The 23,590-nt window shown below is 74.2% G+C and carries 23 protein-coding genes and 1 riboswitch; of the genes, 12 read left to right on the plus strand and 11 right to left on the minus strand.

The window, feature by feature from the left end:
• Positions 1-38 precede the first annotated feature (38 nt).
• A riboswitch (FMN riboswitch) is annotated at positions 39-165 on the minus strand.
• Between the two features lie 177 nt (positions 166-342).
• A complete protein-coding gene (locus ACZCLJ_RS16180) occupies positions 343-1,101 on the minus strand; it encodes a TetR/AcrR family transcriptional regulator (RefSeq protein WP_463104493.1) in 759 nt (252 codons plus the stop codon).
• Positions 1,102-1,183: 82 nt separating this feature from the next.
• Here ACZCLJ_RS16180 and ACZCLJ_RS16185 point away from each other — a divergent pair, with 82 nt between their 5' ends.
• Positions 1,184-1,666 (plus strand): MOSC domain-containing protein, encoded by a 483-nt coding sequence (locus ACZCLJ_RS16185; RefSeq protein ID WP_463104494.1) that lies wholly within the window; start codon positions 1,184-1,186, stop codon positions 1,664-1,666.
• On the opposite strand, the gene ACZCLJ_RS16190 is transcribed toward ACZCLJ_RS16185, so the two are convergent.
• Positions 1,648-2,832, minus strand: coding sequence for a class I SAM-dependent methyltransferase (locus ACZCLJ_RS16190; protein WP_463104495.1), 1,185 nt, complete (start codon positions 2,830-2,832; stop codon positions 1,648-1,650). The two genes, ACZCLJ_RS16185 and ACZCLJ_RS16190, sit on opposite strands and share 19 nt — an antisense overlap.
• A 185-nt stretch (positions 2,833-3,017) precedes the next feature.
• Here ACZCLJ_RS16190 and ACZCLJ_RS16195 point away from each other — a divergent pair, with 185 nt between their 5' ends.
• Genes ACZCLJ_RS16195 through ACZCLJ_RS16205 form a run of 3 tightly spaced genes read left to right on the plus strand, consistent with a single transcriptional unit; the run spans position 3,018 to position 6,414 of the window.
• Positions 3,018-4,937 (plus strand): ABC transporter ATP-binding protein, encoded by a 1,920-nt coding sequence (locus ACZCLJ_RS16195; RefSeq protein WP_463104496.1) that lies wholly within the window; start codon positions 3,018-3,020, stop codon positions 4,935-4,937.
• On the plus strand, positions 4,934-5,764 hold the full coding sequence (locus ACZCLJ_RS16200) for an energy-coupling factor transporter transmembrane component T (RefSeq protein ID WP_463104497.1): 831 nt from the start codon (positions 4,934-4,936) through the stop codon (positions 5,762-5,764). Before ACZCLJ_RS16195 ends, ACZCLJ_RS16200 begins: the two co-directional genes overlap by 4 nt.
• A gap of 44 nt (positions 5,765-5,808) precedes the next feature.
• Positions 5,809-6,414 (plus strand): ECF transporter S component, encoded by a 606-nt coding sequence (locus ACZCLJ_RS16205; protein ID WP_463104498.1) that lies wholly within the window; start codon positions 5,809-5,811, stop codon positions 6,412-6,414.
• Positions 6,415-6,439: 25 nt separating this feature from the next.
• Here the strand turns inward: ACZCLJ_RS16205 and ACZCLJ_RS16210 are convergent, their stop codons facing one another.
• The 3 genes from ACZCLJ_RS16210 to ACZCLJ_RS16220 all read right to left on the minus strand — a co-directional run bounded on the left by ACZCLJ_RS16210 (position 6,440) and on the right by ACZCLJ_RS16220 (position 7,755).
• A complete protein-coding gene (locus ACZCLJ_RS16210) occupies positions 6,440-6,667 on the minus strand; it encodes a hypothetical protein (RefSeq protein ID WP_463104499.1) in 228 nt (75 codons plus the stop codon).
• 141 nt (positions 6,668-6,808) lie between these two features.
• Positions 6,809-7,114 carry a hypothetical protein gene (locus tag ACZCLJ_RS16215; protein ID WP_463104500.1) on the minus strand — a complete coding sequence of 102 codons (306 nt, stop codon included), beginning with the start codon at positions 7,112-7,114 and terminating at the stop codon, positions 6,809-6,811.
• The gene (locus ACZCLJ_RS16220) at positions 7,111-7,755 is read right to left on the minus strand and encodes a TetR/AcrR family transcriptional regulator (protein WP_463104501.1); all 645 of its coding nucleotides are present in this window, start codon (positions 7,753-7,755) and stop codon (positions 7,111-7,113) included. Before ACZCLJ_RS16220 ends, ACZCLJ_RS16215 begins: the two co-directional genes overlap by 4 nt.
• Positions 7,756-7,907: 152 nt before the next feature.
• Between ACZCLJ_RS16220 and ACZCLJ_RS16225 the strand changes: the two genes are divergently transcribed.
• Positions 7,908-9,803 (plus strand): ABC transporter ATP-binding protein, encoded by a 1,896-nt coding sequence (locus tag ACZCLJ_RS16225; RefSeq protein ID WP_463104502.1) that lies wholly within the window; start codon positions 7,908-7,910, stop codon positions 9,801-9,803.
• A 168-nt stretch (positions 9,804-9,971) separates the two neighbouring features.
• Positions 9,972-10,571 carry a dihydrofolate reductase family protein gene (locus ACZCLJ_RS16230; RefSeq protein WP_463104503.1) on the plus strand — a complete coding sequence of 200 codons (600 nt, stop codon included), beginning with the start codon at positions 9,972-9,974 and terminating at the stop codon, positions 10,569-10,571.
• A 96-nt stretch (positions 10,572-10,667) separates the two neighbouring features.
• Here ACZCLJ_RS16230 and ACZCLJ_RS16235 read toward each other — a convergent pair whose 3' ends face one another.
• Together ACZCLJ_RS16235 and ACZCLJ_RS16240 are read right to left on the minus strand one after the other, a co-directional pair.
• Positions 10,668-10,877, minus strand: coding sequence for a DUF2510 domain-containing protein (locus ACZCLJ_RS16235; RefSeq protein WP_463104504.1), 210 nt, complete (start codon positions 10,875-10,877; stop codon positions 10,668-10,670).
• A gap of 84 nt (positions 10,878-10,961) precedes the next feature.
• A complete protein-coding gene (locus ACZCLJ_RS16240; RefSeq protein WP_251149979.1) occupies positions 10,962-11,855 on the minus strand; it encodes an LLM class flavin-dependent oxidoreductase in 894 nt (297 codons plus the stop codon).
• 84 nt (positions 11,856-11,939) lie between these two features.
• On the opposite strand from ACZCLJ_RS16240, the gene ACZCLJ_RS16245 reads away from it, so the two are divergent.
• Positions 11,940-12,239: a Dabb family protein gene (locus ACZCLJ_RS16245; RefSeq protein ID WP_463104505.1), complete on the plus strand. Its 300-nt coding sequence runs from the start codon at positions 11,940-11,942 to the stop codon at positions 12,237-12,239.
• Between the two features lie 26 nt (positions 12,240-12,265).
• Here ACZCLJ_RS16245 and ACZCLJ_RS16250 read toward each other — a convergent pair whose 3' ends face one another.
• From ACZCLJ_RS16250 to ACZCLJ_RS16265, 4 genes are read right to left on the minus strand one after another with little or no spacing between them, the layout of a single operon-like run.
• Positions 12,266-12,832 carry a signal peptidase I gene (locus ACZCLJ_RS16250; protein ID WP_463104506.1) on the minus strand — a complete coding sequence of 189 codons (567 nt, stop codon included), beginning with the start codon at positions 12,830-12,832 and terminating at the stop codon, positions 12,266-12,268.
• Positions 12,829-14,247, minus strand: a complete 1,419-nt coding sequence (locus ACZCLJ_RS16255; RefSeq protein ID WP_463104507.1) for an RCC1 domain-containing protein — start codon at positions 14,245-14,247, stop codon at positions 12,829-12,831. Before ACZCLJ_RS16255 ends, ACZCLJ_RS16250 begins: the two co-directional genes overlap by 4 nt.
• Before the next feature lie 20 nt (positions 14,248-14,267).
• Positions 14,268-14,921, minus strand: a complete 654-nt coding sequence (locus tag ACZCLJ_RS16260; protein ID WP_463104508.1) for a hypothetical protein — start codon at positions 14,919-14,921, stop codon at positions 14,268-14,270.
• A gap of 14 nt (positions 14,922-14,935) precedes the next feature.
• Entirely contained in the window at positions 14,936-15,484 is a 549-nt protein-coding gene (locus tag ACZCLJ_RS16265) for a hypothetical protein (RefSeq protein ID WP_463104509.1), read from the minus strand.
• Between the two features lie 152 nt (positions 15,485-15,636).
• Between ACZCLJ_RS16265 and ACZCLJ_RS16270 the strand changes: the two genes are divergently transcribed.
• From ACZCLJ_RS16270 to ACZCLJ_RS16290, 5 genes are all read left to right on the plus strand, one after another.
• The gene (locus ACZCLJ_RS16270; RefSeq protein ID WP_463106418.1) at positions 15,637-16,560 is read left to right on the plus strand and encodes an LLM class F420-dependent oxidoreductase; all 924 of its coding nucleotides are present in this window, start codon (positions 15,637-15,639) and stop codon (positions 16,558-16,560) included.
• A 537-nt stretch (positions 16,561-17,097) separates the two neighbouring features.
• Positions 17,098-19,086, plus strand: a complete 1,989-nt coding sequence (locus ACZCLJ_RS16275) for a glycosyltransferase family 2 protein (protein WP_463104510.1) — start codon at positions 17,098-17,100, stop codon at positions 19,084-19,086.
• On the plus strand, positions 19,083-19,829 hold the full coding sequence (locus ACZCLJ_RS16280) for an HlyD family efflux transporter periplasmic adaptor subunit (protein WP_463104511.1): 747 nt from the start codon (positions 19,083-19,085) through the stop codon (positions 19,827-19,829). The genes ACZCLJ_RS16275 and ACZCLJ_RS16280 overlap by 4 nt, the downstream gene beginning before the upstream one ends.
• Positions 19,830-19,861: 32 nt before the next feature.
• Positions 19,862-22,048, plus strand: a complete 2,187-nt coding sequence (locus ACZCLJ_RS16285; protein WP_463104512.1) for a glycosyl hydrolase — start codon at positions 19,862-19,864, stop codon at positions 22,046-22,048.
• A 168-nt stretch (positions 22,049-22,216) separates the two neighbouring features.
• Positions 22,217-23,590, plus strand: coding sequence for a uracil-xanthine permease family protein (locus ACZCLJ_RS16290; protein WP_463104513.1), 1,374 nt, complete (start codon positions 22,217-22,219; stop codon positions 23,588-23,590).

Below are 23,590 nucleotides of genomic sequence, written 5' to 3' on the forward strand. Positions count from 1 at the left end.
GTGCTCGACGGACCCGTCCCCTCGGGGACGACCGCGCCGCACGTGCTTCCTCCCATCCGGACTGTCACCGTCGGTCCTGGAGTTCCACCAGGTCAACCGCGCATAGGGCGCGGGTCGCGGACTGTCACCGCCGGCTCGGAATTGCACCGACCCCGGAGCACGTTCGTGCGTACTGCGTTCTGCAACGGCCGATGCTACCCGGGCATTCCCCGCGCGCTCGTGCCCTGCGGGAAGACGGTCTCGAGATCGGCAGGTCGACGCGAGACCGGTCCGACGGCGCGAGATCGGTTCTCTGAACGACCGGTCTCGCGCCGTCCTACCGATCTCGCGATGGGGTCGGGATCAGGCGAGGGCGTCGCGGACCGCGCGGGCGACGTCGTCCGCGACGTCTGCTGCGCTCGCGCCGGCGTCCACGACCGTCACGACGACGCGGCGGCCGTCGGTCGTGCCGGTGCCGCGTGCCGGGGTGCCGGCGGTGTCGTCGGCGGTGAAGCGCCCGGCCGCGGCGCGGCGCAGCTCGGCGAACGCCTCCTCGAGCTGCGGGCGCAGGTCCTGCTCCGGGTTGCGGAGCCAGCGGCGCAGGAGCGCGTTGTGCACGGCGACCACGGACGCGGCGAACGCGATGGACGCGGTGGAGCGCCGCGCGTCGGGCGGCAGGGCGTCGCGCAGGTAGGCGGTGAACGCACGCTCGTAGCGGTGCGTGGTCACGAGCTCGCGGTCGCGGAGCGCGGGCACCTGCTGCAGCAGGCGGTGGCGCGCGAGCGACGTCTCGCGCTGGCCGACGTGGTGGTCGAACACGAGCCGGGCGGCGCGGCAGACCTCGAGGTACGGGTCGACGGCCGGGTCCGGGACGAGGTTCCCCGCGGCGTCGGGCACGGGCCGGGTCCCCGCGAGCATGACGACCACCTCGTCGAGGAGGAGCTCGTGATCCGCGAAGACCACGTCCTCCTTCGAGCGGAAACGGCGGAAGAAGGTGGCACGGCTGACCTGTGCGGCGTCGGCGATCTCCTCGACGGTGGTCTGCTCGTAGCCCTGGCGGGTGAAGAGCTCGATCGCTGCGTCGACGGCCTGGGCATGGGTGCGGCTGCGGACGTCGGTCATGGACGGGACGGTACACCGGTACCGGGTTCCCGCTCGGGGGAGCGTGCTGGTGGGGGACGCGGCCCGGTGGCACGCTGGCCCGGTGACCGAACCACCCCGCGTGCACTCGATCCACGTCGCGAAGGCCCGGCGGCTGCCCACCCGCACCGTCCCGGAGGTCGAGGCGGAGGAGGGACGCGGGCTCGTGGGCGACCGGTACCACGGCTCGAAGCACCGGCACGTGACCGTGCAGACGCTCGTGGACCTCGCTGCGGCGTCGGCGGAGCTCGGGCAGGAGATCGACCCCGGTCTCACGCGGCGCAACGTGACCCTCACGCACGGTGACCTGCCGACGAAGCCGGGGTCGTTCCTCACGCTGGGCGACGTCGAGCTGCAGGTCCTGCGCATCGCCGCGCCGTGCCGCCTGCTCGACGACTGGATCGCGCCCGGCGCCATGCGCTCGATGCATCGGCGAGGGGGCGTGGTGTGCCGGCTGCTGTCGTCCGGGACGATCCGCGTCGGCGACGAGGCCCGCTGGAGCGCCCCGGCCGACGCCGCGGGGTCGGGTCAGGGCACGAGGCGGTAGAACCGGAAGAACGCGAAGTCGTCGACGGGCAGCACCTCGACGTCCGAGTACCCCGCCTCGCGCGCGTACCGCCGCAGCGTCGCGGGCCGCATGACGGTCCCCGTCCCCGCCGACGGCTGCGTGGAGAGGCCGTCGGGCAGGCACACGAAGAGGCTGTAGCCGTACATGATCCGGTCGACGTCGTCGGCCGGGGCGCTGAACTCGTCGGCGACCGCCTCGTCCATGACGATCACGACGCCGTCGGGCCGTACCGCCCGGCGCACCGCGTCGAGCACCTCGACAGGGCGGGGCAGGTCGTGCACGCACTCGAACGCGAAGGCGGCGTCGAACGCCCGGTCGGCCGGCCCCTCGGACGTCGCGAGGAGGGCGAGCTCCGTCGCGTCGCCCAGGTGGAACGTGACGCGGTCACCGAGACCCGCTGCGTTCGCGGCAGCACGTGCCGCCGCGATCGACGGTCGGTCCACGTCGATCCCGTGCACGACGGCGCCCGGGTACGCCCGCGCGATCGCGAGCGTCGACCACCCGAACCCGCACCCGACGTCGACGACGCGCGCCCCCGGCCGCGACAGCACGTCGTCGACCTCCGGCAGGCTCGCGAGCACCGGTCCCAGCTCGCGCTCGAACCACGGCCGGTTGACGTCGGCCTGGGCCTCGCGCGCGTCGTCGCCGAGCTGGTCCCACGACACGCCGCCGCCCGAGCGGTAGGCGCCCAGCAGGTGCGGGAGCTGCGGCCCGATCGCCCCGAGGAACCGCGCGAGCGGCGCGGAGTACGCGAGCGACGTCGTGTCCGTGAGGACCTCGGCGTGCGCCTCGGGGAGGGCGTAGCGGCGCTCGCGGGCGACGTCCTGCGGGTCGGCGGTGAGCGCGGGCCCGGCGCCCGGGTCCTCGGCGGCGAGGATGCCGGACGCCGCCTGCTGCTCGAGCCACTCGCGTGCGTAGCGCTCGTGCGTGCCGGTCGCCTCGGCGAGGGCCGTGGAGGTCAGCGGGCCGGACGAGGCGAGCGCGCGGTACCAGCCGAGCCGGTCGCCGACGTGCACGGAGAGCACGTCGATCGCGCCGAGCGTCGCGGTGAACAGGCGCTCCGCGAAGGCGTCGACGGGCGACGCGTCGTCCGCCCCTCCGTCTGGATCCCCCTGCTGCACGCTCGTCCGCTCACCGGTCGTCACGACGGTCCCGTCCCACGTTGGCCGGGCGTACCGAGAGCGGCAGCGCCCGTCCCCCGACGGTAGACCCGTGAGAGGTCCCGCGTCGACGGGTCGAGCGGCTGAATCTCGACGGCCTTCCCGCCGAGTCTGCACGGACGCTGGTCCGCCCCTCGTCAGGCGGCTTAGGTTCGCCTATCCTGTGCTGCGTGACCCGGGACGAGACGCCGACCGGCGCGTCCCCGGACGTGCCGACGCTCGCCGTGCGCGACGTGAGCATCCGCCACCACGTCCACCACGACGACGTCGCGCCGGACCTGCCGGGCTCCGCCGACGACGCGCGGAACCACCCGGCGCCGACCCCGAGCGGCGTGACGTTCCAGGTCCGCGCGGGCGAGGCGGTCCTCCTCCTCGGGCCGTCGGGGTGCGGCAAGTCGACCCTTGCGCTCGCGACGAACGGGCTGGTGCCGCACGTGGTCGGCGCCGACCTGGAGGGTTCCGTCCGCGTGCGCGGCAGGTCGACCCAGGACCACGCCCCGCCCGAGCTGTCGCGCGACGTCGCGATGGTGTTCCAGGACCCCGACGCGCAGGTCGTGACGGGGACCGTGCTCGACGAGGTGTGCTTCGGCCCCGAGAACCTGCTGCTGGCGGTCGACGAGGTCCTCGCGCGGGCCGAGTCGGCGCTGCGCACCGTGGGCCTCTGGGACCGGCGCGCCCACGATCCGGCGACGCTCTCCGGCGGCGGCCGGCAGCGCCTCGCCGTCGCGTGCGCGCTCGCGCTCGGCTCTCCGCTCCTCGTGCTCGACGAGCCCACCGCGAACCTCGACCCGGTCGGCACCGAGGAGGTCTACGCCGTGCTGCGCGACGTCGTGGCGCGCGGAGACCGGGCCGTCCTGCTCGTGGAGCACGACCTCGACGCCGCGGTCTCGCTCGTCGACCGGGTCGTGGTGCTCGACGCCGCGGGGCGCCTCGTCCTCGACGGCCCGGCGCGCGACGTGCTCGCCGGCCACGCGGAGGAGCTCGCCGGGCTCGGTGTCTGGCTGCCCACCGCGACGCTCGTCGCACTGCGGCTGCGCGCGGCCGGCGTCCACCTCGACCCGGTCCCGCTCACGCCGGACGAGCTCGCGGCGGCGCTCGACGCGGTCCCCGTCCTGCCCGACCCGCGCCCGGCCGACCCTCGCCCGACCGGTACCGGGCCGACGGGCGCTGGGGACGGCGTCGGGCACGACCGCGACCGGACGGTGGAGGCACCCGGCGCCGCGGCCCCCGTGCTCGTCGTCGACGGCCTGACGTTCCGCCGCGGCCGCGGCCGCGGCCGCGCGGCGACGACCGTGCTCCGCGACGTGTCCCTGACCGTCGCGCCCGGCGAGCTCGTCGCCGTCGTGGGCGCGAACGGCGCGGGCAAGACGACGCTCGCCCAGCTCGCCGCGGGCGTGCTGCGGCCGCGTCGCGGCGCGCTCGACGGTCGCGTGACCGTCGCCGGACTCGACCCGACGTCCGCCGACCCCCGCGAGCTCGCGCAGCGTGTCGGGTTCGTCTTCCAGAACCCGGAGCACCAGATCGTCACGACCCGCGTCGACGACGAGCTCGCCCTGGGGCTGCGCGTGCGTGGCGTGCCGGAGGACGAGGTCACGCAGCGCGTCGACGACGTGCTGCGGCGCTTCGGCCTCGCCGACCTGCGCGACCGGCACCCCTTCCTCCTGTCCGGCGGGCAGAAGCGGCGGCTCTCCGTCGGGACCGCGATCGTGTGCCGTCCCGACGTCCTCGTGCTCGACGAGCCGACCTACGGGCAGGACCGCGAGCGGGCGGCCGAGCTGCTCGACCTGCTCACCGCGCTCCACCTCGACGGGACGGCGGTCGTCGTCGTGAGCCACGACATGCAGCTCGTCGCCGAGCACGCGACGCGCGTCGTCGCGCTCGCCGACGGTGCCGTGCTCGCCGACGGCCCGCCGTCCGACGTCCTCGCCGACGAGGACGTGCTGCGCGCCGCCGGTCTGCGCACACCGCCGCTCGCGCGCGCGACGCGGCACCTCGCGCACCCCGCGTGGCGGACCGTCACGCGCCTCGCGGACCTGCCTGCCGCGGACCTGACGGTCGCAGCCACGACCTCTGCGGGGGTCACGGCATGACGGCCGCCGCCGTGACGCGCCCGGCCGAGCCCGCGCGGCTCGGCACGTTCGCCGGTCCCGCGTGGGACCTGCGCTCGTACGACCCGCTCGTCACCGCCTTCGGCCCGCTGCCCGTCGTCGTCTACGTCTTCACGACGCGCGACGTGCTCACCCCGGCCCTCGTCGGGCTCGCCGCGCTCACGGTGATCCTCGTGATGGTCCGGCCGCCCGGCCGCGTCGTGGCGTCGCTCCTGGTCGGCCTCCCTGCGCTCGCCGCCGTCATGACGGTGTCGTTCGGCGTGCTCACCGACCCGCGCGACGTCGACGACACGACGCTGCTCCTGACGGTCGGTCCCTTCGAGCTGTGGTCTGGTGCGCTCGCCGTGGGGCTCGCAACGAGCCTGCGCACGTGCGCGCTGCTGCTCCTCGTGCTGATCGGCGGTCTGTCGACGACCGGGCAGGACGTCGTGCGCGCGATGGTCCAGCAGCTCCGCATGCCGTACCGCGTCGGCTACGCCGCGCTCGCGGCGCTGCGGTTCGTCCCGCGCTTCGGCCACGAGCTCGAGGTCATCCGCGCCGCCCACCGCGTGCGCGGCGTCGACCACGGCCGCGGGCCCCTCGCCGCCGCGCGGCGCCAGGTCGGCTACGCGGTGCCGCTGCTCGCGGGCGGGATCCGGCACGGCGAGCGCGTGTCGCTGGCCATGGAGGCGCGCGCCTTCGGGGCGCACCCCACGCGGACCGAGCGCGTCGTGGTGCCGTTCCGCGTGCGCGACGTCGTGTTCCTCCTCGCGACGTGGGGGCTCGCCGCCGCGGTCGCGCTCGTCGTCGTCCCCGCGCTCTCCGCCTGACCGCTCGACCGTCCGTCCACCACTCCTCGACACCCGGAGCCACGATGTCCTCCGCACCTCGCCGTCAGTCCCTGACCACGCGGTACCTCATGACCTGCGCCGCGATCGGCGCCGCGACGGGCGTGCTCCTCGTCCCGGCCAACTTCGTCGCGGCGGCGCTCTCCTCCACCGTCCCCGTGCTGTACTCCGCGATGCTCGGCCTGTGGATCGTCGGGCCCGTGCTCGCCCTCGCGCTCGTGCGCCGCCCGGGCGCGGTCGTGCTGACGATGCTCGTCGCCGGGGTGATCAGCTCGGCGTCGCCGCTCGGGGCGTCGTCGATCCTCACGTGCCTCATGGTCGGCGCGGCGCTCGAGGTCGCGTTCCTCGTGACGCTCTACCGCGTGTGGGCCCCGTGGCTCTTCTACGTGGCGACGTTCGTGTTCGCCGCGCTGTACACCTGGTCGGCGTTCGTCGCGTTCGACGCCGCGTCGATGGCGCCGGTCGTGCAGGTGCTCATCGTCGTGCTCATGATCGCGAGCTCGCTCGTCGGGACGTGGGCGGGCCTGCTGCTCGCGCGCCGTCTCGAGCGGGCGGGCGTGGCGCGCGGGCTCGCGCCGGCACGTCGTCCTGCGGCGACCGCGCCCGTCGTCGCGCCGGCCGAGGAGGGCTGACCGGAGCCGAGGAGGACGGGACCCGTCAGCCGCCGAGGAACGCGTTCATCGCGAGGACCGAGAACAGCACGGCCCCGGCGGCGACGGCGATCGCCACGACCCACCCGTTGGCGCGTTCGACGGGTGGCACGGCCGGCCGGGCGGGTTCGGGCGTGCGGCGGCCGCGGCGCGCGGTGAACCGCAGGCCGCGCGCGGCGGCGCGCGTGGGTGGGGTGGGCGGGGTCGTCGCGCGGGCTGGGGTCTGGCTCGTCACGGGTGCCTCCGGGATTCTCGGCGCCGCTACCCGACGCCGTACCCCAGTCTTCTCGGCCGGGCGCCCTCCGCGCGTCGCCCGTTCGGTGGATCCTGCCGGCCGCAGGTGTGCGACCTGCGGATGACCTCCCGGTCGGCTCGGTCAGCGCGGCGCGTTCTCCTGGTACCGCGGGCCGCGTCGGCCGCCGCGGGCCACACGCTGGAGGTAGCGCACCTCGCGCAGCGCGACCGCGGCGGCGAGGACGCACGGGATCCACGCCCACACCCGCCCCCGCAGGACGAGCCCCAGGCACAGGACGGCGACGACGACACCACCGAGCACCGTCGCGACGCTCGACCACCGGGTCCCGGTGCGGACCTGGTCGGCACGCTGCCACCAGCGGCGCAGCCGCTCACCGACGCCGCGGCTCCGCCCGTCCGCGGGCGGACGTCCGTCGGCCGCCGTCACGAGGGGTTCCGAGCGGGTCGGGCGAGGGCCACGCCCTCGATGCTGCGCAGGGCCATCCGGAGGGCGTCGGCCCGGGACACCTCGCCCTCGGCGGCCATCGACCAGGCGTTGAACAGGGTCCACCACAGGGTGCGCACGAGCCACGAGACGCTGAGCTGGTCGTCGACCACGCCGTCCGCCTGCCCCCGTCGCAAGAGCTCGCGGACCGGCTCCTCCGCCTCCTCGGCCTCGGCCCAGAACTCGGGCTCGCCGTCGGCCACCTCGTTGAACAGCACCATGTACCAGGGGCCGAGGTCGAAGTACTCGAACGCCAGCCGCCGCAGCGCCGCCGCAGGATCACCGACGTCGAGCCGTGCGGCGGTGATCGCCGCGCGCGTCCGCTCGACCGCCTCGGCGCCGATGGCCTCGACGAGGTCCGCGCGCTCGGGGAAGTAGCGGTGCAGCGTCGTCCGCCCGACGTGCGCCGCCTGGGCGACGTCGGCGAGCGAGGCCGACTTGTCTGCGCTGAGCACCGACGTGGCCGCCTCGAGGATCGCGCGTCGCGTGCGCGCGCGGGCGGCCGTCTCCGTGGTCTCCGGGACCGCGGAGCCCGTTCCGAGGGTGCCGCGGGTCCGGGTCCCGTCGCTCGTCCGTGCCGTCACGTGCCTCACCCTAGCGACCGAGCGGGTGGCACACACCTTGCCGACTGTGGAACATGCGTGTTCCACTGAGGATCACTCCGCTCCCGCACTCGTCCCCTCAATGCCGTCAACTACAGTTGACAGCAGATCGGATGTCAACCATGGTTGACGGTATGGCCACCACCGACACCGCCGGCCCCCTCGCGGGTCCCGGACGCGCCGCTCCCGAGACCGAGCCGAAGGGGCCTTTCCTCCCGCGCCTCAAGGTGCTCTGGGAGTTCGTCCGTCCGCACCGCCGGACCCTCGCGCTGGGCCTCGTCCTCGGGCTCGGGACCACCGCGGCGACCCTCGCCACACCGATGGTGACGAAGTGGGTGCTCGACACGCTCGGCACCGGGGCGTCGCTCACGCCGGCCGTCCTGACCCTCGTGGGGCTCCTCGTGGTGGGCCTCGTCCTCGGGCTCTGGCAGTGGGTGCTGCTCGGCACGCTCGCCGAGCGTGTCGTGCTCGACGCCCGGTCGTCGATGGTGCGCCGGTACTTCAGCGCGAAGATCGGCGCCCTCACCGGACGGCCCACCGGCGAGCTCGTCACCCGGGTCACCTCGGACACCGTGCTCCTGCGCGAGGCCGCGTCGTCGAGCCTCGTCAACCTCGTGAACTTCGCGGTGTCGCTCGTCGGGACGATCGTGCTCATGGGCGTCCTCGACATGGTCCTGCTCGGCACCACCCTCGCCGCGATCGTCGTCATCGGCGTGCTCGTCGGCGCGCTCATGCCGCGCATCGCCAAGGCCCAGGAGAAGGCGCAGGAGTCGCTCGGCAGCCTCGGCGGGACGCTCGAGGGTGGGCTCCGTGCCGTGCGGACCATCAAGGCGAGCCGCGCCGAGGGCCGCCAGGTCGACCGGGTGCTCGCCGACGCGCAGGAGTCCGCGCGGCACAGCGTCCGCGCCGTGCGGACCGAGGCCGTCGCGTGGACCATCGCGGGCGGCGGCATCCAGCTCGCGATCATCGTGGTCCTCGCCCTCGGTGCGTGGCGCGTCGACCAGGGACTCCTCGCCGTGTCGGGCCTCGTCGCGTTCCTGCTCTACGCGTTCCAGATCGTCGAGCCCGTCACCGGGCTGACGATGAACGTCACGCAGCTCCAGGCGGGCATCGCGGCTGCCGGCCGCATCCGCGAGGTCCAGGCGATCGAGGCCGAGGAGGACGAGCCGGGTGCGGCCGCGCACCGCGCGGCCACGCCGTCGCCCGTGCCCGCCGGCGCCGAGGCAGGCGAGGAGCGCGAGGCAGGCGCGGCGTCGGGCACGGAGGCGGTGCCCGACGACGTCCCGCGCCTCGCGCTGCGCGGCGTCACCGCGCGGTACCTGCCCGGCGGCGAGCCCGTCGTGCGCGACCTGGAGCTCGACGTGCCGCACCGCGGTCAGGTCGCGATCGTCGGGCCGTCGGGCGCGGGCAAGACGACGACGTTCTCGCTCCTGCTGCGGTTCCTCCAGCCCGAGTCGGGGCAGATCCTGCTCGACGGCGTCCCGTACGACGCGCTGACGTTCGACGACGTGCGCCGCCGGTTCGCGTACGTCGAGCAGGAGACGCCCGTGGTGCCGGGCACGATCCGCGAGAACCTGCAGCTCTCCGACCCGGAGGCGAGCGAGGACGCGATGTGGGACGCGCTCGAGAAGGTGCGGCTCGCCACGAAGGTCCGCTCGCTGGAGGACGGTCTCGACACGTCGCTCGTCGGCACGACCGTCTCCGGGGGCGAGCGCCAGCGCGTGGCCCTCGCACGCGCCGTCCTGCACGCGCCCGACGTCCTGCTCCTCGACGAGGCCACCGCCCAGGTCGACGGGCTCACCGAGGCCGCGGTGCACGCCGTGATCGAGGACCTCGCGCGCGACCGCGCCGTTGTGACCATCGCGCACCGGCTCTCGACCGTCATCGACGCGGACCTCATCCTCGTCATGGAGGCGGGTCGCGTCCGGGCGCGCGGCACGCACGCCGAGCTGCTCGCGACCGACGAGCTCTACCGCGAGCTCGTCGCCGCGCTGCGCATCGCGACCCAGGAGGCCCCCGCCGCCGCCTGAGCCCTGGTAGTACCTCGGTCCCGCGAGGTAGTACCCCGGTCCTGCGAGGTAGTACCCCGGTCATGGCTCCGGTCGTCGTCGGCGATGAGTTGGCCGGCCCGGCCCGGTCGGAGCAGCGTCAGGACGACGACGGCGGCCCGTGCGGGCCGCGGAGAGCGAGGGTGTGTCATGGGTCGTGTGACGTTCGACGTGGCGGTGTCGGTCGACGGGTTCTCGTCCCGCCCGGACCAGACCGCCGAGCACCCGTTCGGCGAGGGTGTGGACCTGCACGCGTGGATGTTCGAGACCGCGGACGAGAACGCCGAGGAGCTCGCGGCCATCCTGTCCGCCGGTGCCTACGTGATGGGTCGCAACATGTTCGGACCCGACCGTGGAGAGCCCGACCTCGACTGGTCGGGCTGGTGGGGGCCCGAGCCGCCGTACCACGCGCCGGTGTTCGTCCTGTCCCACCACGAGCGCGAGCCTCTCGTGATGGAGGGCGGCACGACGTTCACCTTCGTCACGGACGGCATCGAGTCGGCGCTGCGCCAGGCGCGCGAGGCAGCGGGGGAGAGGGACGTCTCGGTCACGGGCGGCGCTGCGACCATCAACCAGTTCCTCGCCGCCGGCCTCGTCGACGAGATCCGGCTGCACGTCGTGCCGCAGGTGCTCGGGCACGGCGACCGGGTGTTCGACGGCGTGCCGCCCCAGCAGCTCGAGATCGTGTCCGTGCGCGCCGCCTCGCGGGTCACGCACATGGTCTACCGGCCCGCCGGTCGGCTCGGCTGACCGCTCGCGGCGGCCGGACGACGTGCCGAACCCCGGGTCGTGGGGCACCACGGAGCCTGATCGACCCATCACCCGGGGTTCGGCGGGGCGGCCTCGTCACGCTGCGGCGAACGGCAGGAGGAGGGGTGCCGCGACGACCAGGGCGACGGCCGCACCGGCCGCCACCACCGCCCACCACGGGCTCGCGGCGCTGCGTCCCGCCTGCTCGCGCTGCCGCGTGAGGGTCGTCCACGACACGCCGTCGAACCACCGCTCGCTCGCCCCGCTCGTCGTGTCGGGGTACCAGCCGGCCGGTGGCTTGCGCACGTCGCCTCCTCGCGTCGCGATGCTCTCGGGACGTGTGTGTCCCGAAGGGGGCGGATCTTGCGGCGCGCCGACGCGTCGGAGTCGTCAGAGCGTGGCGACCTGCCGCGCGCCCTCGGTGGCGATGCGCTCGAAGACGGCCTGGTCGGCGGCGAACTGGGTTCCGGGGATCGGGCGGTGCAGCACGATCTCCGTGATGCCCGCCGCTGCGTACCCGGCCGCCGTCTCGACGAACGCGTCGACGGACTCCAGGGCGGGATCCGGGGTGAATCCCGTGAGCAGGATCCGCTCGACGTCGGACGGGTCTCGTCCGGCGTCGTCGCACACGGACTCGAGGCGCTCGACCTGCCCGCGGACCGCCGCCCGGGACTGTGCCGGCGTCGCGTCGTCACCGAGGCGCCCGTCGCCCGTCGTGACCCACGCCTGCCCGTACCGCGCCGTCAGCCGCAGCCCGCGCGGTCCGGTCGCGGCGATCGCGAACGGAACGCGCGGCGCCTGCACCGAGCCCGGGATCGTGCGTGCCTCGTGCGCGCGGTAGTGGCCCTCGCCGTGCGTCACCGCGGGCTCCGTGAGCAGCCGGTCCAGGAGCACGGTGAAGTCCCGCAGGCGGTCGGCCCGCTCGCGCGCCGACCACGGCTCACCACCCAGCACGCTCGCGTCGAAACCCGTGGTTCCCGCGCCGAGGCCGACCGTGATCCGGCCGTCCGACACGTCGTCGAGGGTCATGACGTCCTTCGCGAACGTCACCGGCTCGCGGAAGTTGGGCGAGGTCACGAGCGTCCCGAGGCGGACGCGTCCGGTCACTGCTGCCGCCGCAGAGAGCGTCGGCACGGTGCCGAACCACGGGCCGTCGCGAAACGTGCGCCACGACAGGTGGTCGTACGTGTACGCCGTGTGGAACCCCAGGTCGTCGGCCTCGCGCCACACCTCCCGGCCCTCGCGCCACGGGTACACGGGCAGGATCACGGTGCTCACGCGCATGGGACGACACTACGGGCGCGCATCGTCGTCGCGCGTGCGCGCCGTCGCGTCGGGACGGGTCGGCGCCCGTCTAGGGTGGCGGGTGTGATCCAGCACACCGTCGCCTTCCGCCTCGTCCACGCCGCAGACAGCCCCGAGGAGGCCGCGTTCCTCACGACGGGCCGCAGCACTCTCACGGCGATCCCCGGCGTCCGGGACTTCACCGTCTCGCGTCAGGTCAGCCCGAAGAGCCCGCTCGCGTTCCAGTTCTCCATGGTGTTCGACGACGACGCGGCGTACGCCGCGTACGACGCCCACCCCGCGCACCGGGCCTTCGTCGCGGAGCGCTGGGTGCCCGAGGTCGCGGAGTTCCAGGAGCTCGACCTCGTGCCTCTCGACGACTGAGCGGGCACCGAAGGGCGTGTGCCGCCTCAGGCGCGTGCCGCGTGCCTGCCCCGCCGCGCAGGGGCGGGGGCGCCGTCGTCCTCCGACGCCGCGCCGTCCTGCGGCTCGTCCCGGCGTCCGCTCGGGACGAACGCGATCGCGACGAGCGCCGCGACGGCCACCAGCCCGGGGATCGCCACGGACGGTCGTTGCACCGCAGCGACGAGCGGGCCGACCCCGGGGACGCGCACCACCGGGACGAGCGCCTCGTCCACGACGTACGGGACGGCGTCGGGCGCGTCGTTGGCGTCCCCCTGCATCACGACGCTCACGGCACCGGCAGACGCCGGTTCCGCGCTGACGACGCGGTGCGTGATGAGCCGGCCGGTCGCGTCCTCCAGGGTGGCGACGTCCCCGGTCGCGAGCCGCCCGGCGTCGACGCTCCGGCTGATCACGACGTCGCCCACGTCGTACGTCGGGCGCATCGACCCCGACGTCACGACGAGCGTCTGCACGACGCCCGCCTGGACGAGCACGAAGAGCACCAGGCCGAGCACTCCCGCCACGGCCGCGACCGTCAGCGCGACGTCGGCGAGACGCCTCACGACGCTCACGGAGCCGCCGCCCACGACTGCGTGACCGGCACGTCGGGGCGAGGCGCGAGCGTCTGACCGGCACCCGTGCCGAGCGTCCTCCCGGCCCCCCAGCAGTACACCTCGTCGTCGCTCGCGGTCGCGCACGCGTGCGACTCGCCGACGACGACGGACGTGAACGTCACGCCCTCGGGCAGCAGGGACCTGTCCACCGCGACGGGGGTGTCCGTCGACCCTCCGATGCCGACCGCGGTGCTGCCCAGCTGGCCGTCGGTGTTGCTCCCCCAGCAGTAGGCCGCGCCGTCGGTGGCCAGCGCGCACGCGGTTCCGCCTCCCGCCGCGACGTCGGTGACCACGACGCCCGCTGGCAGGGCGACCCGAGCCGGTGCGTCCTGCGTGCCCGTGATCCCGCCGCCGTCGCCGATCTGGCCGTTCGCCCGGATTCCCCAGCAGTACGCCGACCCGTCGGCGGCCGCGCACGTGTGGAACGTCCCGCCGTCGATGTCCGTGACAGGCCGCGCGGTCATCGCGCCCGGCACCACGGCGGTGGGAGCGAGGACGGCCGTCCCGTTCTCGCCGTCGCCGACCTGACCCTCCTGGTTGCGGCCCCAGCAGTACGGCTCACCGGCGGCCAGCACGCACGCGTTCTGGAAGTCCGTCGTGACGTGGTCGATCTGGACGCCTGGCGGGAGCTCGCTCGCGGGGTCGTCCGCGCTCGTCGGCAGGGCGATGGGGGCGTTGGCCCGGCTCTGCGGGTCGGACGGGTCGGTCGGGCGGGGGAACCCGACGTCGAGCCCCCAGCACGCGGCAGAGGCGTCGTCCGCGACCGCGCAGCTGGCGAACTCTCCCGCTCCGACGGTCGTGACCGTGCGACCGAACAGGGGGGACTCGTACTCGTTGGCGCCGGTTCCGGCCGGCTGGGCGTAGACGGCCACCGGGACCGGGGAGGGGGGTGCCTCCCAGGGCTGTGCCGTGTCGAAGTTGCCGAGCACGCCGACGCCCCAGCAGTACGCGGCACCCCCCGCGACCGCGCAGGCGCGTGCGTTGCCCGTGTCGATGTCGGTCATGACCGCACCGCCCGTCGCGCCCGGCGCGACCGCGACGGGGACGTCCGAGGTCGTCGACGTGCCGTCGCCCAGCTGTCCGCTGCCGCCCTCGCCCCAGCACCAGCCCGCACCCGCCACGAGCGCGCACGTGAAACCCTCTCCCGCCGCGAGCATCTCCGGTGCGACGGTCGCGTCGACCACGACGGTCGCGCGGGCGTGCACGGGGTCGGTCCACGCCGCCGACGTCGGTCGCACGACGGCCGGGCCGAGAAGTCCCACGACGAGCACCACCGCCAGCACGGCGAGCGCGGCGAGCAACGGGCGCGGCGCGGGCCGGGTCGTCCGGTCGCCCTCCGCAGGGATCAGGCGGACTCCGTCCGCTCGGGACACGCGGCCCCCTTCCGCCCGGGTCACGTCGTCTCGCCCCGGTCGGTGCGCCGTCGGCCTCGGTGCAGGACCGCGCCCAGCGCGACGAGCGCGAGCGCGGCGGCACCGATGGCGGCGACGTCCGCCCCGGTGGTCGCGAGCGGCGGTCCGCCGCTCCCTCCGCCACCCCCCGCGCCGTCGTCCGTCCCGCCGCCCTCCGCGTCGTCACCGACGAGATCGAGCCGGTAGACGACGGTCCCGCTCGTATCGGGGGGCGCGCCGTCGGACAACGTCATCCCGACGCGCACGTGCACGACGCCCGACGCCGGGACGGGCACCTGGAGCGCGGAGTCCGAGGAGGAGACCGGCCCCTCGACGAGCAGCGTCGCACCCGACGCGCAGCCGGCCGCCGTCCACGGCTCGTCGCAGGACTCGACGACCGTCGTCAGGTGCGGCACGAGCTCGCCCGTCGCGCCGACGTCGGCCCGCACGATCGTCGCGGCCGACGGCGCGTCCACCCGGAGCGTCGTGACCGCGGACGAGGTCTCGCCCGGGGCGAGCGCGTCGAACACGAGGAGCTCCGGGTCCACGACGGCGTCGGCACCGGACGCGGGCAGCGCCGGGCCGACGTGCACCACGACGGCGAGGAGGGCGCCGCCGAGCGCACGTCGCGCGTTCCGTCGCGAGCGGGAGGGCACGTCGTCTCGTCAGGTCACGGGGTGACGGGCGCGACGGACACGCCGTCGACGGTGACCGCGAGCTCACCCGACGCGTCCTGGACGACGGTGTCGTCGGCCGTGACGGTGACCTCGAACGCCACCGAGTCGCCCGGGGCGAGGTCCGCCGGGTCGTTGCCGCCGGTCGCGTACGCGACCGACGCCGTGACGCCGTCGGGCAGGAAGGGCGTGACCGTGATCGCGCTGACGTCGGCCGTCCACGTGCTCGTGGGGTCGTTGCGCACGTAGCCGGTCAGGACGGTGGTCTCCTCCGGGGCGACCTGCGCACCGCCGAGGTCCAGCTCGATCGTCGCGACGCCCTCCTCGGTGCCGTCCCACGTGTCCGACTCGGCCCAGGTGGTCGGTTCGACCGGTGCGCCCTGGTCCGCGGGCACGGCGCCCTGGATGTTGAACGTCCCCGTCGAGACGTCGGCCTGGAAGAAGACCTGGTCGGTCCACTGCGCGCTCGTGAGCGCGGCGCCCAGTCCGAGGACGGCCAGCCCGGCCAGCCCGATCTTGATCTTGCGCGCTCTCGTCGCCTGCATGGGTGCCTCCGTCGGTCGTGGGTCGGGCGGGTGAAACGTTTCGGGCCGCTTCCGCACGCTCTCCGATGCGAGGCGACCCTGCAACCGGAAGGCGTGCTCGACCGGCGGTCTCGGCCGACGAGCGGTGTGACAGGCTGAGCGCCATGACCCAGATCGACCTGCGCATCTTCACCGAGCCTCAGCAGGGCGCCTCCTACGAGGACGTCCTTGCCGTGGCGAAGGCGACCGAGGACCTCGGTTTCGACGCCTTCTTCCGCTCCGACCACTACCTCGTCATGGGCGACGGCGACGGCCTGCCCGGCCCCACCGACGCCTGGACGACGCTCGCCGGGCTGGCGCGCGAGACGAGCCGCATCCGCCTGGGCACGCTCGTGTCCTCGGCGACGTTCCGCCATCCCGGCGTCCTCGCGATCCAGGTGGCGCAGGTCGACCAGATGTCCGGCGGCCGGGTGGAGCTCGGCCTCGGCGCCGGCTGGTTCGCGCGCGAGCACGAGGCGTACGGCATCCCGTTCCCGGAGAAGCGGTTCGGGATCCTCGAGGAGCAGCTCGCGGTGATCACCGGCCTGTGGGAGACCCCCGTCGGTGAGACCTTCTCCTTCAGCGGCGAGCACTACACGCTCACCGACTCGCCGGCGCTGCCCAAGCCCGCGCAGGAGCGCATCCCCGTGATCGTGGGCGGCCACGGCCCCCGGCGCACCCCCGCCCTCGCGGCGCGGTACGCGAGCGAGTACAACGCGGCGTTCCCGGACCCCGGCGTGCTTCCCGAGCGGTTCGAGAACGTGCGCGCGGCGTGCCTCGACGCCGACCGCGACCCCGACTCGATCGCCTACTCGGCGGCGTTCGTCGTGGCCGTCGGCAAGGACGAGGCGGAGTACGCGCGTCGCGCCGCGGCGATCGGCCGCGACCCGGAGGAGCTGCGCCGCAACGGGATCGCCGGGACGGTCTCCGAGGCGGCGGACAAGCTCGCCGCAGCGGCCGAGCAGGGCGCGACGCGCTTCTACCTCCAGGTGCTCGACCTGCACGACCTGGACCACCTCCAGCTCGTCGCGGACGAGGTGCGCCCTCAGCTCGGCTGAGCACCACAGGCACGACCGCGGTGCCGCGTCGCGCGTCCGAGGGCTGGACACGCGACGCGGCGCCCCGGTGAATTCTCGGTTTCGGCCGGTGAACGGGTTGTTTCCGGCCTGTGGAGTCGCGACGTCCGCGCAGCCGGGTCGTGCGACGGCGAGCGACCTCCGGACGCGAGGGCGCACAACGACCCGTGGTCCGGTCGGGTGCTCCGGCGCCGGTCCGTTCGACGTCCGCGACCGGCACTGGCGTACCAGGACACGACCCGGCCCCGCCGAGCCTTCACCCGTGACACCACCCCGGGTGCCGGATACGTTCGCCGCAGACGACGAGGTGGCCCGCTCCCGAAGCGGGCCACCTCGACCCGTCTCCGGCCGCGTCCCGCGGGACGCGACCGGCAGGGGGCTCGACCGCACGCACGCAGGACCACTCACGACGCCGACGACGTCGCCGCACTCCGGGCGCAGAGAGCCCCGGCGTGGGCTCACGCCCGCGCCGACCCTCGGCACCCGTCTCTCGAGCCCACCGAGACCCGAGGACACGCGATGGCCGTCTCCGAGTTCGACCGTCTGGTCGTCACACCACGCCGCACCGAGTACGTGCGGCCCGAGCCCTTCGGTCCGCGCACCGAGCCCGAGCGCCCGACCGGCCCGCCCCGCGACGAGAACTCCGCGGCGCGCTCGCCGTCGCTCGTCATGATCATGCTGCTCGCGACGCTCGGGGTCGTCGCGTACGCGGTCTTCCTCCTCAACCCCGCCAACCGCGGCGACGCCCTCCCGTACGCCATGGTCATCACCGCCGAGACGGTGCTCGTCGCGCAGGCGCTCCTCGCCATGTGGACCGTGCTGTCCAGCGGCCACGACCCGCGCGGCTTCTCGTTCCACCACGCCAAGGACCGGCTCTTCGACGTCCCCGAGATCATCCGCGACGGCGCCGAGGACGACCCGACCCGCTGGAACCTGTACCTCCACGACCGGCCCGTCACGATCGACGTCCTCATCACCACGTACGGCGAGGACCTCGACACCATCGCGCGCACCGTGCGGGCCGCGGTCGCGATGCGCGGCACCCACCGCACGTGGGTGCTCGACGACGGCCGGTCCGACGACGTGCGCGACCTCGCCGCGCAGCTCGGCGCCCGCTACGTGCGGCGCCTGTCGAGCAACGGGGCGAAGGCCGGCAACGTCAACCACGCGCTCGCCATCGCGAAGGGCGACCTGTTCGTCATCCTCGACGCCGACTTCGTCGCGCGTCCCGAGTTCCTCGTCGAGACCGTGCCGTTCTTCGTCAAGGACGACGTCGCGTTCGTCCAGACGCCGCAGACCTACGGCAACCTCGACAACCTCATCTCGCGAGGCGCCGGGTACATGCAGGCCGTGTTCTACCGGTTCGTCCAGCCCGGGCGGAACCGGTTCAACGCCGCGTTCTGCGTCGGCACCAACGTCATCTTCCGCCGCGCCGCGATCGACGACATCGGCGGCATGCACACCGACTCCAAGTCGGAGGACGTGTGGACCTCGCTCATGCTCCACGAGCGCGGGTGGCGGACCGTGTACATCCCCACGACGCTCGCCGTCGGCGACACCCCCGAGACCGTCGAGGCCTACACCAAGCAGCAGCTGCGCTGGGCGACCGGTGGGTTCGAGATCATGCTCCAGCACAACCCGCTGAGCCCGCGCCGCAACCTCACGCTCGACCAGCGCCTGCAGTACACGGTGACGGCGACGCACTACCTGGCGGGCATCGCACCGCTCGTGCTGCTCCTCGTGCCGCCGCTGCAGATCTACCTGGACCTCACCCCGATGAACCTCACGATCTCGTGGGGCACCTGGCTGCTCTACTACGCCGGGTTCTACGTGCTGCAGATCGCCATCGCGTTCTTCACGCTCGGCTCGTTCCGGTGGGAGGTGCTCATGCTCGCGTCCGTGTCGTTCCCCATCTACACCCGGGCCCTGTGGAACGCGATGACGGGCAAGGAGCAGGCGTGGCACGTCACCGGGCAGAAGGGGAGGGCGTCCTCGCCGTTCAACTTCATGATGCCGCAGGTGCTGTTCTTCGCGTTCCTGCTCATCACGTCGGCGGTGGCGGTGTGGAAGGAGTGGGGCGATCCCCTGCCGAGCCTCGCGCTCGCGTGGAACGTCACCAACACGTTCATCCTCGGCGCGTTCGTCGTCACGGCGTTCCGCGAGTCGTCGGCGGCGAAGCGGACCGCTCGTGGCGCTCGGGGCGGCCGTGGCGTCCGGGGGCGGGGAGGTGCGGCCGTGCCGGGTCTACCATCCGGCGCCTCGTCCCTCGGCGCCTCCCGCCAGACCCGCCACGACCCGACACGGCCGCTCCTCCCCACCCCCTCGTCCGGGTCCGTCGCCTCGACCGCGGCACAGTCACCTCTCCCGGCTTCCTCGTCCGGGGACCTCGCCTCGTCCGCGGCGCGGCCGCTCGTCCTCACCTCGCGGGCGGCTCGTCGCCGTGCGTCGTCCGTGACCGACGGCGCGCCCGCGCCGATCGCCGCTCGTCCTGCCGGAGGTGTCGCATGACCTGGTCCAACCGATTGCGCCTCGTCGCGGGGCTGCTCGCCGTCGTGCTCGTGTGCGCCGCGCTGACGCTCGTCATGAACCGGCGCCTCAGCCAGGCCACGAGCGAGACCGCCACGATCCGGGCCGAGTCCCTCGGGATCGGTACCGACTACGCCGGGACGGTGACCGAGTCGCTGGTCGACGAGGGCGACGAGGTCACCGAGGGCGACCCGCTCTTCACGGTGAGCAGCCTGACGCTGCAGCACGACCTGGCGATCGGGCTCGTGAGCGCCGACACGAAGGCGTACCAGGTGAGCGAGGACGGGACGATCACGCTCGTCGCGCCCTACGACGCCGTCGTGACCGAGCTGTCCGCGCGCGAGGGCGCGTTCGTCGAAGCCGGGTCGACGATCGCGACGCTGGACCGTGCGGGCTCGCTGTTCGTCGACGCCGAGGTGTCGCTCGACCCGAGCGACTACGCGCGCGTGCGTCAGGGCGCCCCGGTGACCATCGTGCTGCCCGACCAGAGCGAGATCCCCGGAGAGGTCGCGTCCGTGTCCGTGACGAACGCGGACGACACGGCGGAGGCGACCGTCGAGATCACGAGCGACGCGCTCGTCGACGCCGGGCAGGACGGCGCCGCGCAGTCCGGCCTCCTGAGTCCCGGGACGCCCGTGACCGCGAGCATCGAGCTGTACGACGACGGCGTGCTCGCTGGCGTCAACGAGACCTTCGGCCAGTTCCTCCGGAAGGTCGGGCTGTGACGCCCCGCCGCGGTGCGTCGCGAGATCGACCCGTGCGTCGCGGCGTCGACCTGCGGAGGGTCGATCTCGCGCGCCCGGGTCGATCTGGTGGGCACCGCCCGCTGGTCGGGCGCGCGGCGGGCCTCGCCGCCCTGGCCGGCGCGCTCGCGCTCGGCGGCTGCGCGCTGTTCACGTCGGACGCCACGCCCGGTGACGCGGGTGAGGAGCGCGCAGCGGTTCCGGCTGCGGCGGACCTGACGGGGACCGCACCCGACGTGGACCCGGCGATCCTGCCGCAGGAGTCCGTCGCGCCCGAGCCCGCGATGCGCCTCGCCGACGGGCTCCTGCCCCCGACGAACCGCTGGTTCTCCGGGCTGGTGTTCGGCGAGGAGCCGCTTCCCGTCTTCCCGGTGCCCCTGGCGTTCGGGGTCACCGAGGGCGGGTTCGGGGTCGGGCTGCCGGAGGTCCAGATCACCGAGACGTCGATCCTCGGCCCGTTCGTGCCGCAGGTCGGGGTGGACGTCGGGGCGACGGCGTCGCGCGTGACGGCGTACGACACCGCCTCGGTGACGCTCGAGCTGCAGGACGCCTCGGGGGCGGCGGTGGGGACGGTGCTGCTCGTCGAGGGCTCGCCCGTGCTCCGCTACACCGCGGCGACGGACCAGACGGCGGGCCTCACGCAGGCGTTCGCCGCGTCGGACGGGCTCGTGACGGCCGACGTCGACGGGCGCGAGTGGCTGCTCGTGGGACCGGGCGGCCCCTCGGACGAGTCCGTGCTCGGCGAGGACGGTCGCTCGCTCGACCTCGCCGCGGGGGAGTCGGTCGCGTTCCTCCCTGTCCCGGACGACCTGCCTGACGGCTCGTCCGACGGTGCCGCCGACGACGCGCTGACGACGCTCGCCGAGGCGGCCGCCGCCACCGTCACGGGGACGACGCTCGCCTACGGCGTGGCGGACGACGCCGTGACCACCGCGATCACGTACGCGACCGACGGCGGGGCGGACGGCCCGGGGACCGTCGTCGTGCGCCTGCCGCACCAGCGCGAGAGCGACGGCGCGGAGTGCGGGCTGGGGACCTACGCGACCGTCCGCGGCACGGTCGAGGTGTGCACCGCGAGCACGCTCGCGTGGGCGAGCCCCGCCGTCGAACCCGCCGGGACGCTGGACGTCTCGGTCCTCGACGAGGACGCCCAGGCCGAGCTCGGGGACCAGGTGCGCGCCGACTGGGGCGCGCACGAGCCGCTGCCGTCGGACACGTACTTCGGCGGCAAGTCCCTCGCGCGCGACGCCAACCTGCTCTCGCTCGCCGACCAGCTCGGCGTCGACGAGGTGTCCGGGCCGCTCCGCGAGGAGCTGACCGCGGCGCTGCGCGAGTGGGCGGAACCGGACGGGTGCTCGGTGCGCGACGCGCGGTGCTTCGTCTACGACCCCGCGGTGCGCGGCGTGGTCGGGAAGACCCCGTCCTTCGGGTCGGAGGAGTTCAACGACCACCACTTCCACTACGGCTACTTCCTCTACGCGGCGGGCGTCGTGGCGGCGGAGGACCCGGCGCTCGCGGCCGACCTCGCGCCCGTCCTCGACCTCCTCGCGGCGGACGTCGCCGCGGGGGCCGGGAGCGACGACCTCCCGGCGCTGCGCGTGTTCGACGCCTACGCCGGGCACTCGTGGGCGTCGGGGTACTCACCGTTCGCCGACGGGAACAACCAGGAGTCGGCGTCCGAGGCGGTGTCGGCGTGGAACGGGCTCGCGCTCTGGGCGGCGGCGTCCGGGGACGACGAGCTCGAGGCGCAGGCGCGCTGGCTGCTGTCCGCCGAGGCGGCCTCCGCGAAGGCCTACTGGACCGACTTCGACCGCGACGACCCGGCGATCGACGGCTTCACGCCGAGCGTGACGTCGCTCGTGTGGGGCGGCAAGCGGGACTACGCGACGTGGTTCAGCGCCGAGCCGGGCGCCATGCTCGGCATCCTCGTGCTGCCCTCGCAGCCCGTCGCGGACTACCTCGCGGGCGATCCCGAGCGCATCCGGGCGAACCTCGACGCCGAGCTCGACGGCGCGCGCGACGCCGCGGCGTCGTGGGACGTGATGTTCGGCGACCAGCTCCTCATGTACGCGTCGCTCGCCGGGCCCGACGACGCGACGTCGGCCCTGGAGGTCGCGCGCTCGCTGCCGGAGGAACGCATCGACGACGGCAGCACCCGCTCGTACCTCCTGGCGTTCCTCCTCACGCACGCCGCGGGCTGAGTCGACCTGCCGAACCCCGGGTTGCGTGGCACCTGAAGCGTTCCGTGCCGCTCAACCCGGGGTTCGGCGTGCTGTCAGGCCTCTGCGCGGGGCCCGGAAACGGGTCGGTGACGTGCGGGCACTACCCTGCACCGGGGGTTTCCCACGAACGTCACGGACAGGAGAGTCATGAGCGCCATCGGGTGGCGGGTGCACGGGAACGGCAAGACGGTCGCGCCGGGGGACGTCGTCGACCCGGACGAGCGGCTGTCGTGGCCGCGGACCATCGGCATCGGCATGCAGCACGTCGTCGCCATGTTCGGCGCGACGTTCCTCGTGCCGCTCATCACCGGGTTCTCCCCGGCGACGACGCTCTTCTTCTCCGCGATCGGGACCGTCGGGTTCCTGCTCATCACGCGGAACCGGCTGCCGAGCTACCTGGGGTCGAGCTTCGCGTTCATCGCGCCGATCAGCGCCGCGACCGCGTCGCAGGGACAGTCGGTCGCGGTCGGCGGCATCCTCGTCACCGGTCTGGTGCTCGCGGTGATCGGGCTGGTGGTGCACCTCGCGGGTGCCCGCTGGATCGACGTCGTCATGCCGCCGATCGTCACCGGCACGATCGTCGCGCTCATCGGGCTCAACCTCGCACCGGTGGCGTGGGGCACGTGCACGCAGGAGGTGGTCGACGGCGAGATCGTCCAGTCGTGCACCAACGGATTCCGCGCGGCGCCCGTGACGGCGTTCATCACCCTCGCGTCGATCATCCTCGTCACGGTGCTCTTCAAGGGCATCCTCGGCCGCCTGTCGATCCTCGTCGGCGTCGTGATCGGGTACGTGGCCGCCATGATCCAGGGCCAGGTCGACTTCACGGCCGTGCGCGAGGCCGGCTGGTTCGGCCTGCCCGAGTTCGTCACGCCGACGTTCGACGTCGCGGTGCTCGGCCTGTTCGTCCCCGTCGTGCTCGTGCTCGTCGCGGAGAACGTCGGTCACGTGAAGTCCGTCGCCGCGATGACGGGAAGGAACCTCGACGACCTCACGGGCCGCGCGCTCTTCGCGGACGGGCTCGCGACGACGTTCGCCGGCGTCGGCGGCGGGTCGGGCACCACGACGTACGCCGAGAACATCGGGGTGATGGCCGCGACGCGCGTCTACTCGACCGCGGCGTACTGGGTCGCCGCGGCGACCGCCCTCGTGCTGTCGCTGTCGCCGAAGTTCGGCGCGCTCATCGCGACGATCCCCGCCGGGGTGCTCGGCGGCGCGACGACGATGCTCTACGGGATGATCGGCATCCTCGGCGCGCGGATCTGGGTGCAGAACCGGGTCGACTTCTCCGACCCCGTGAACCTCACGACCGCCGCCGTGCCGCTCGTCATCGGCATCGCGAACTTCACCTGGGTCCTCGGCGACCTGTCGTTCGAGGGCATCGCGCTCGGCACGGCCGCCGCGCTCGTGATCTACCACCTCATGCGGAACATCGCCCGGTGGCGCGGCACGAGCCAGGAGCCCGCCAGCCCGGCGTCGGCACCGGGCGGTGACGAACCGGCGGTCCACGACGCGCACTGA

It is taken from the genome of Cellulosimicrobium sp. So1_17, from assembly GCF_055181235.1.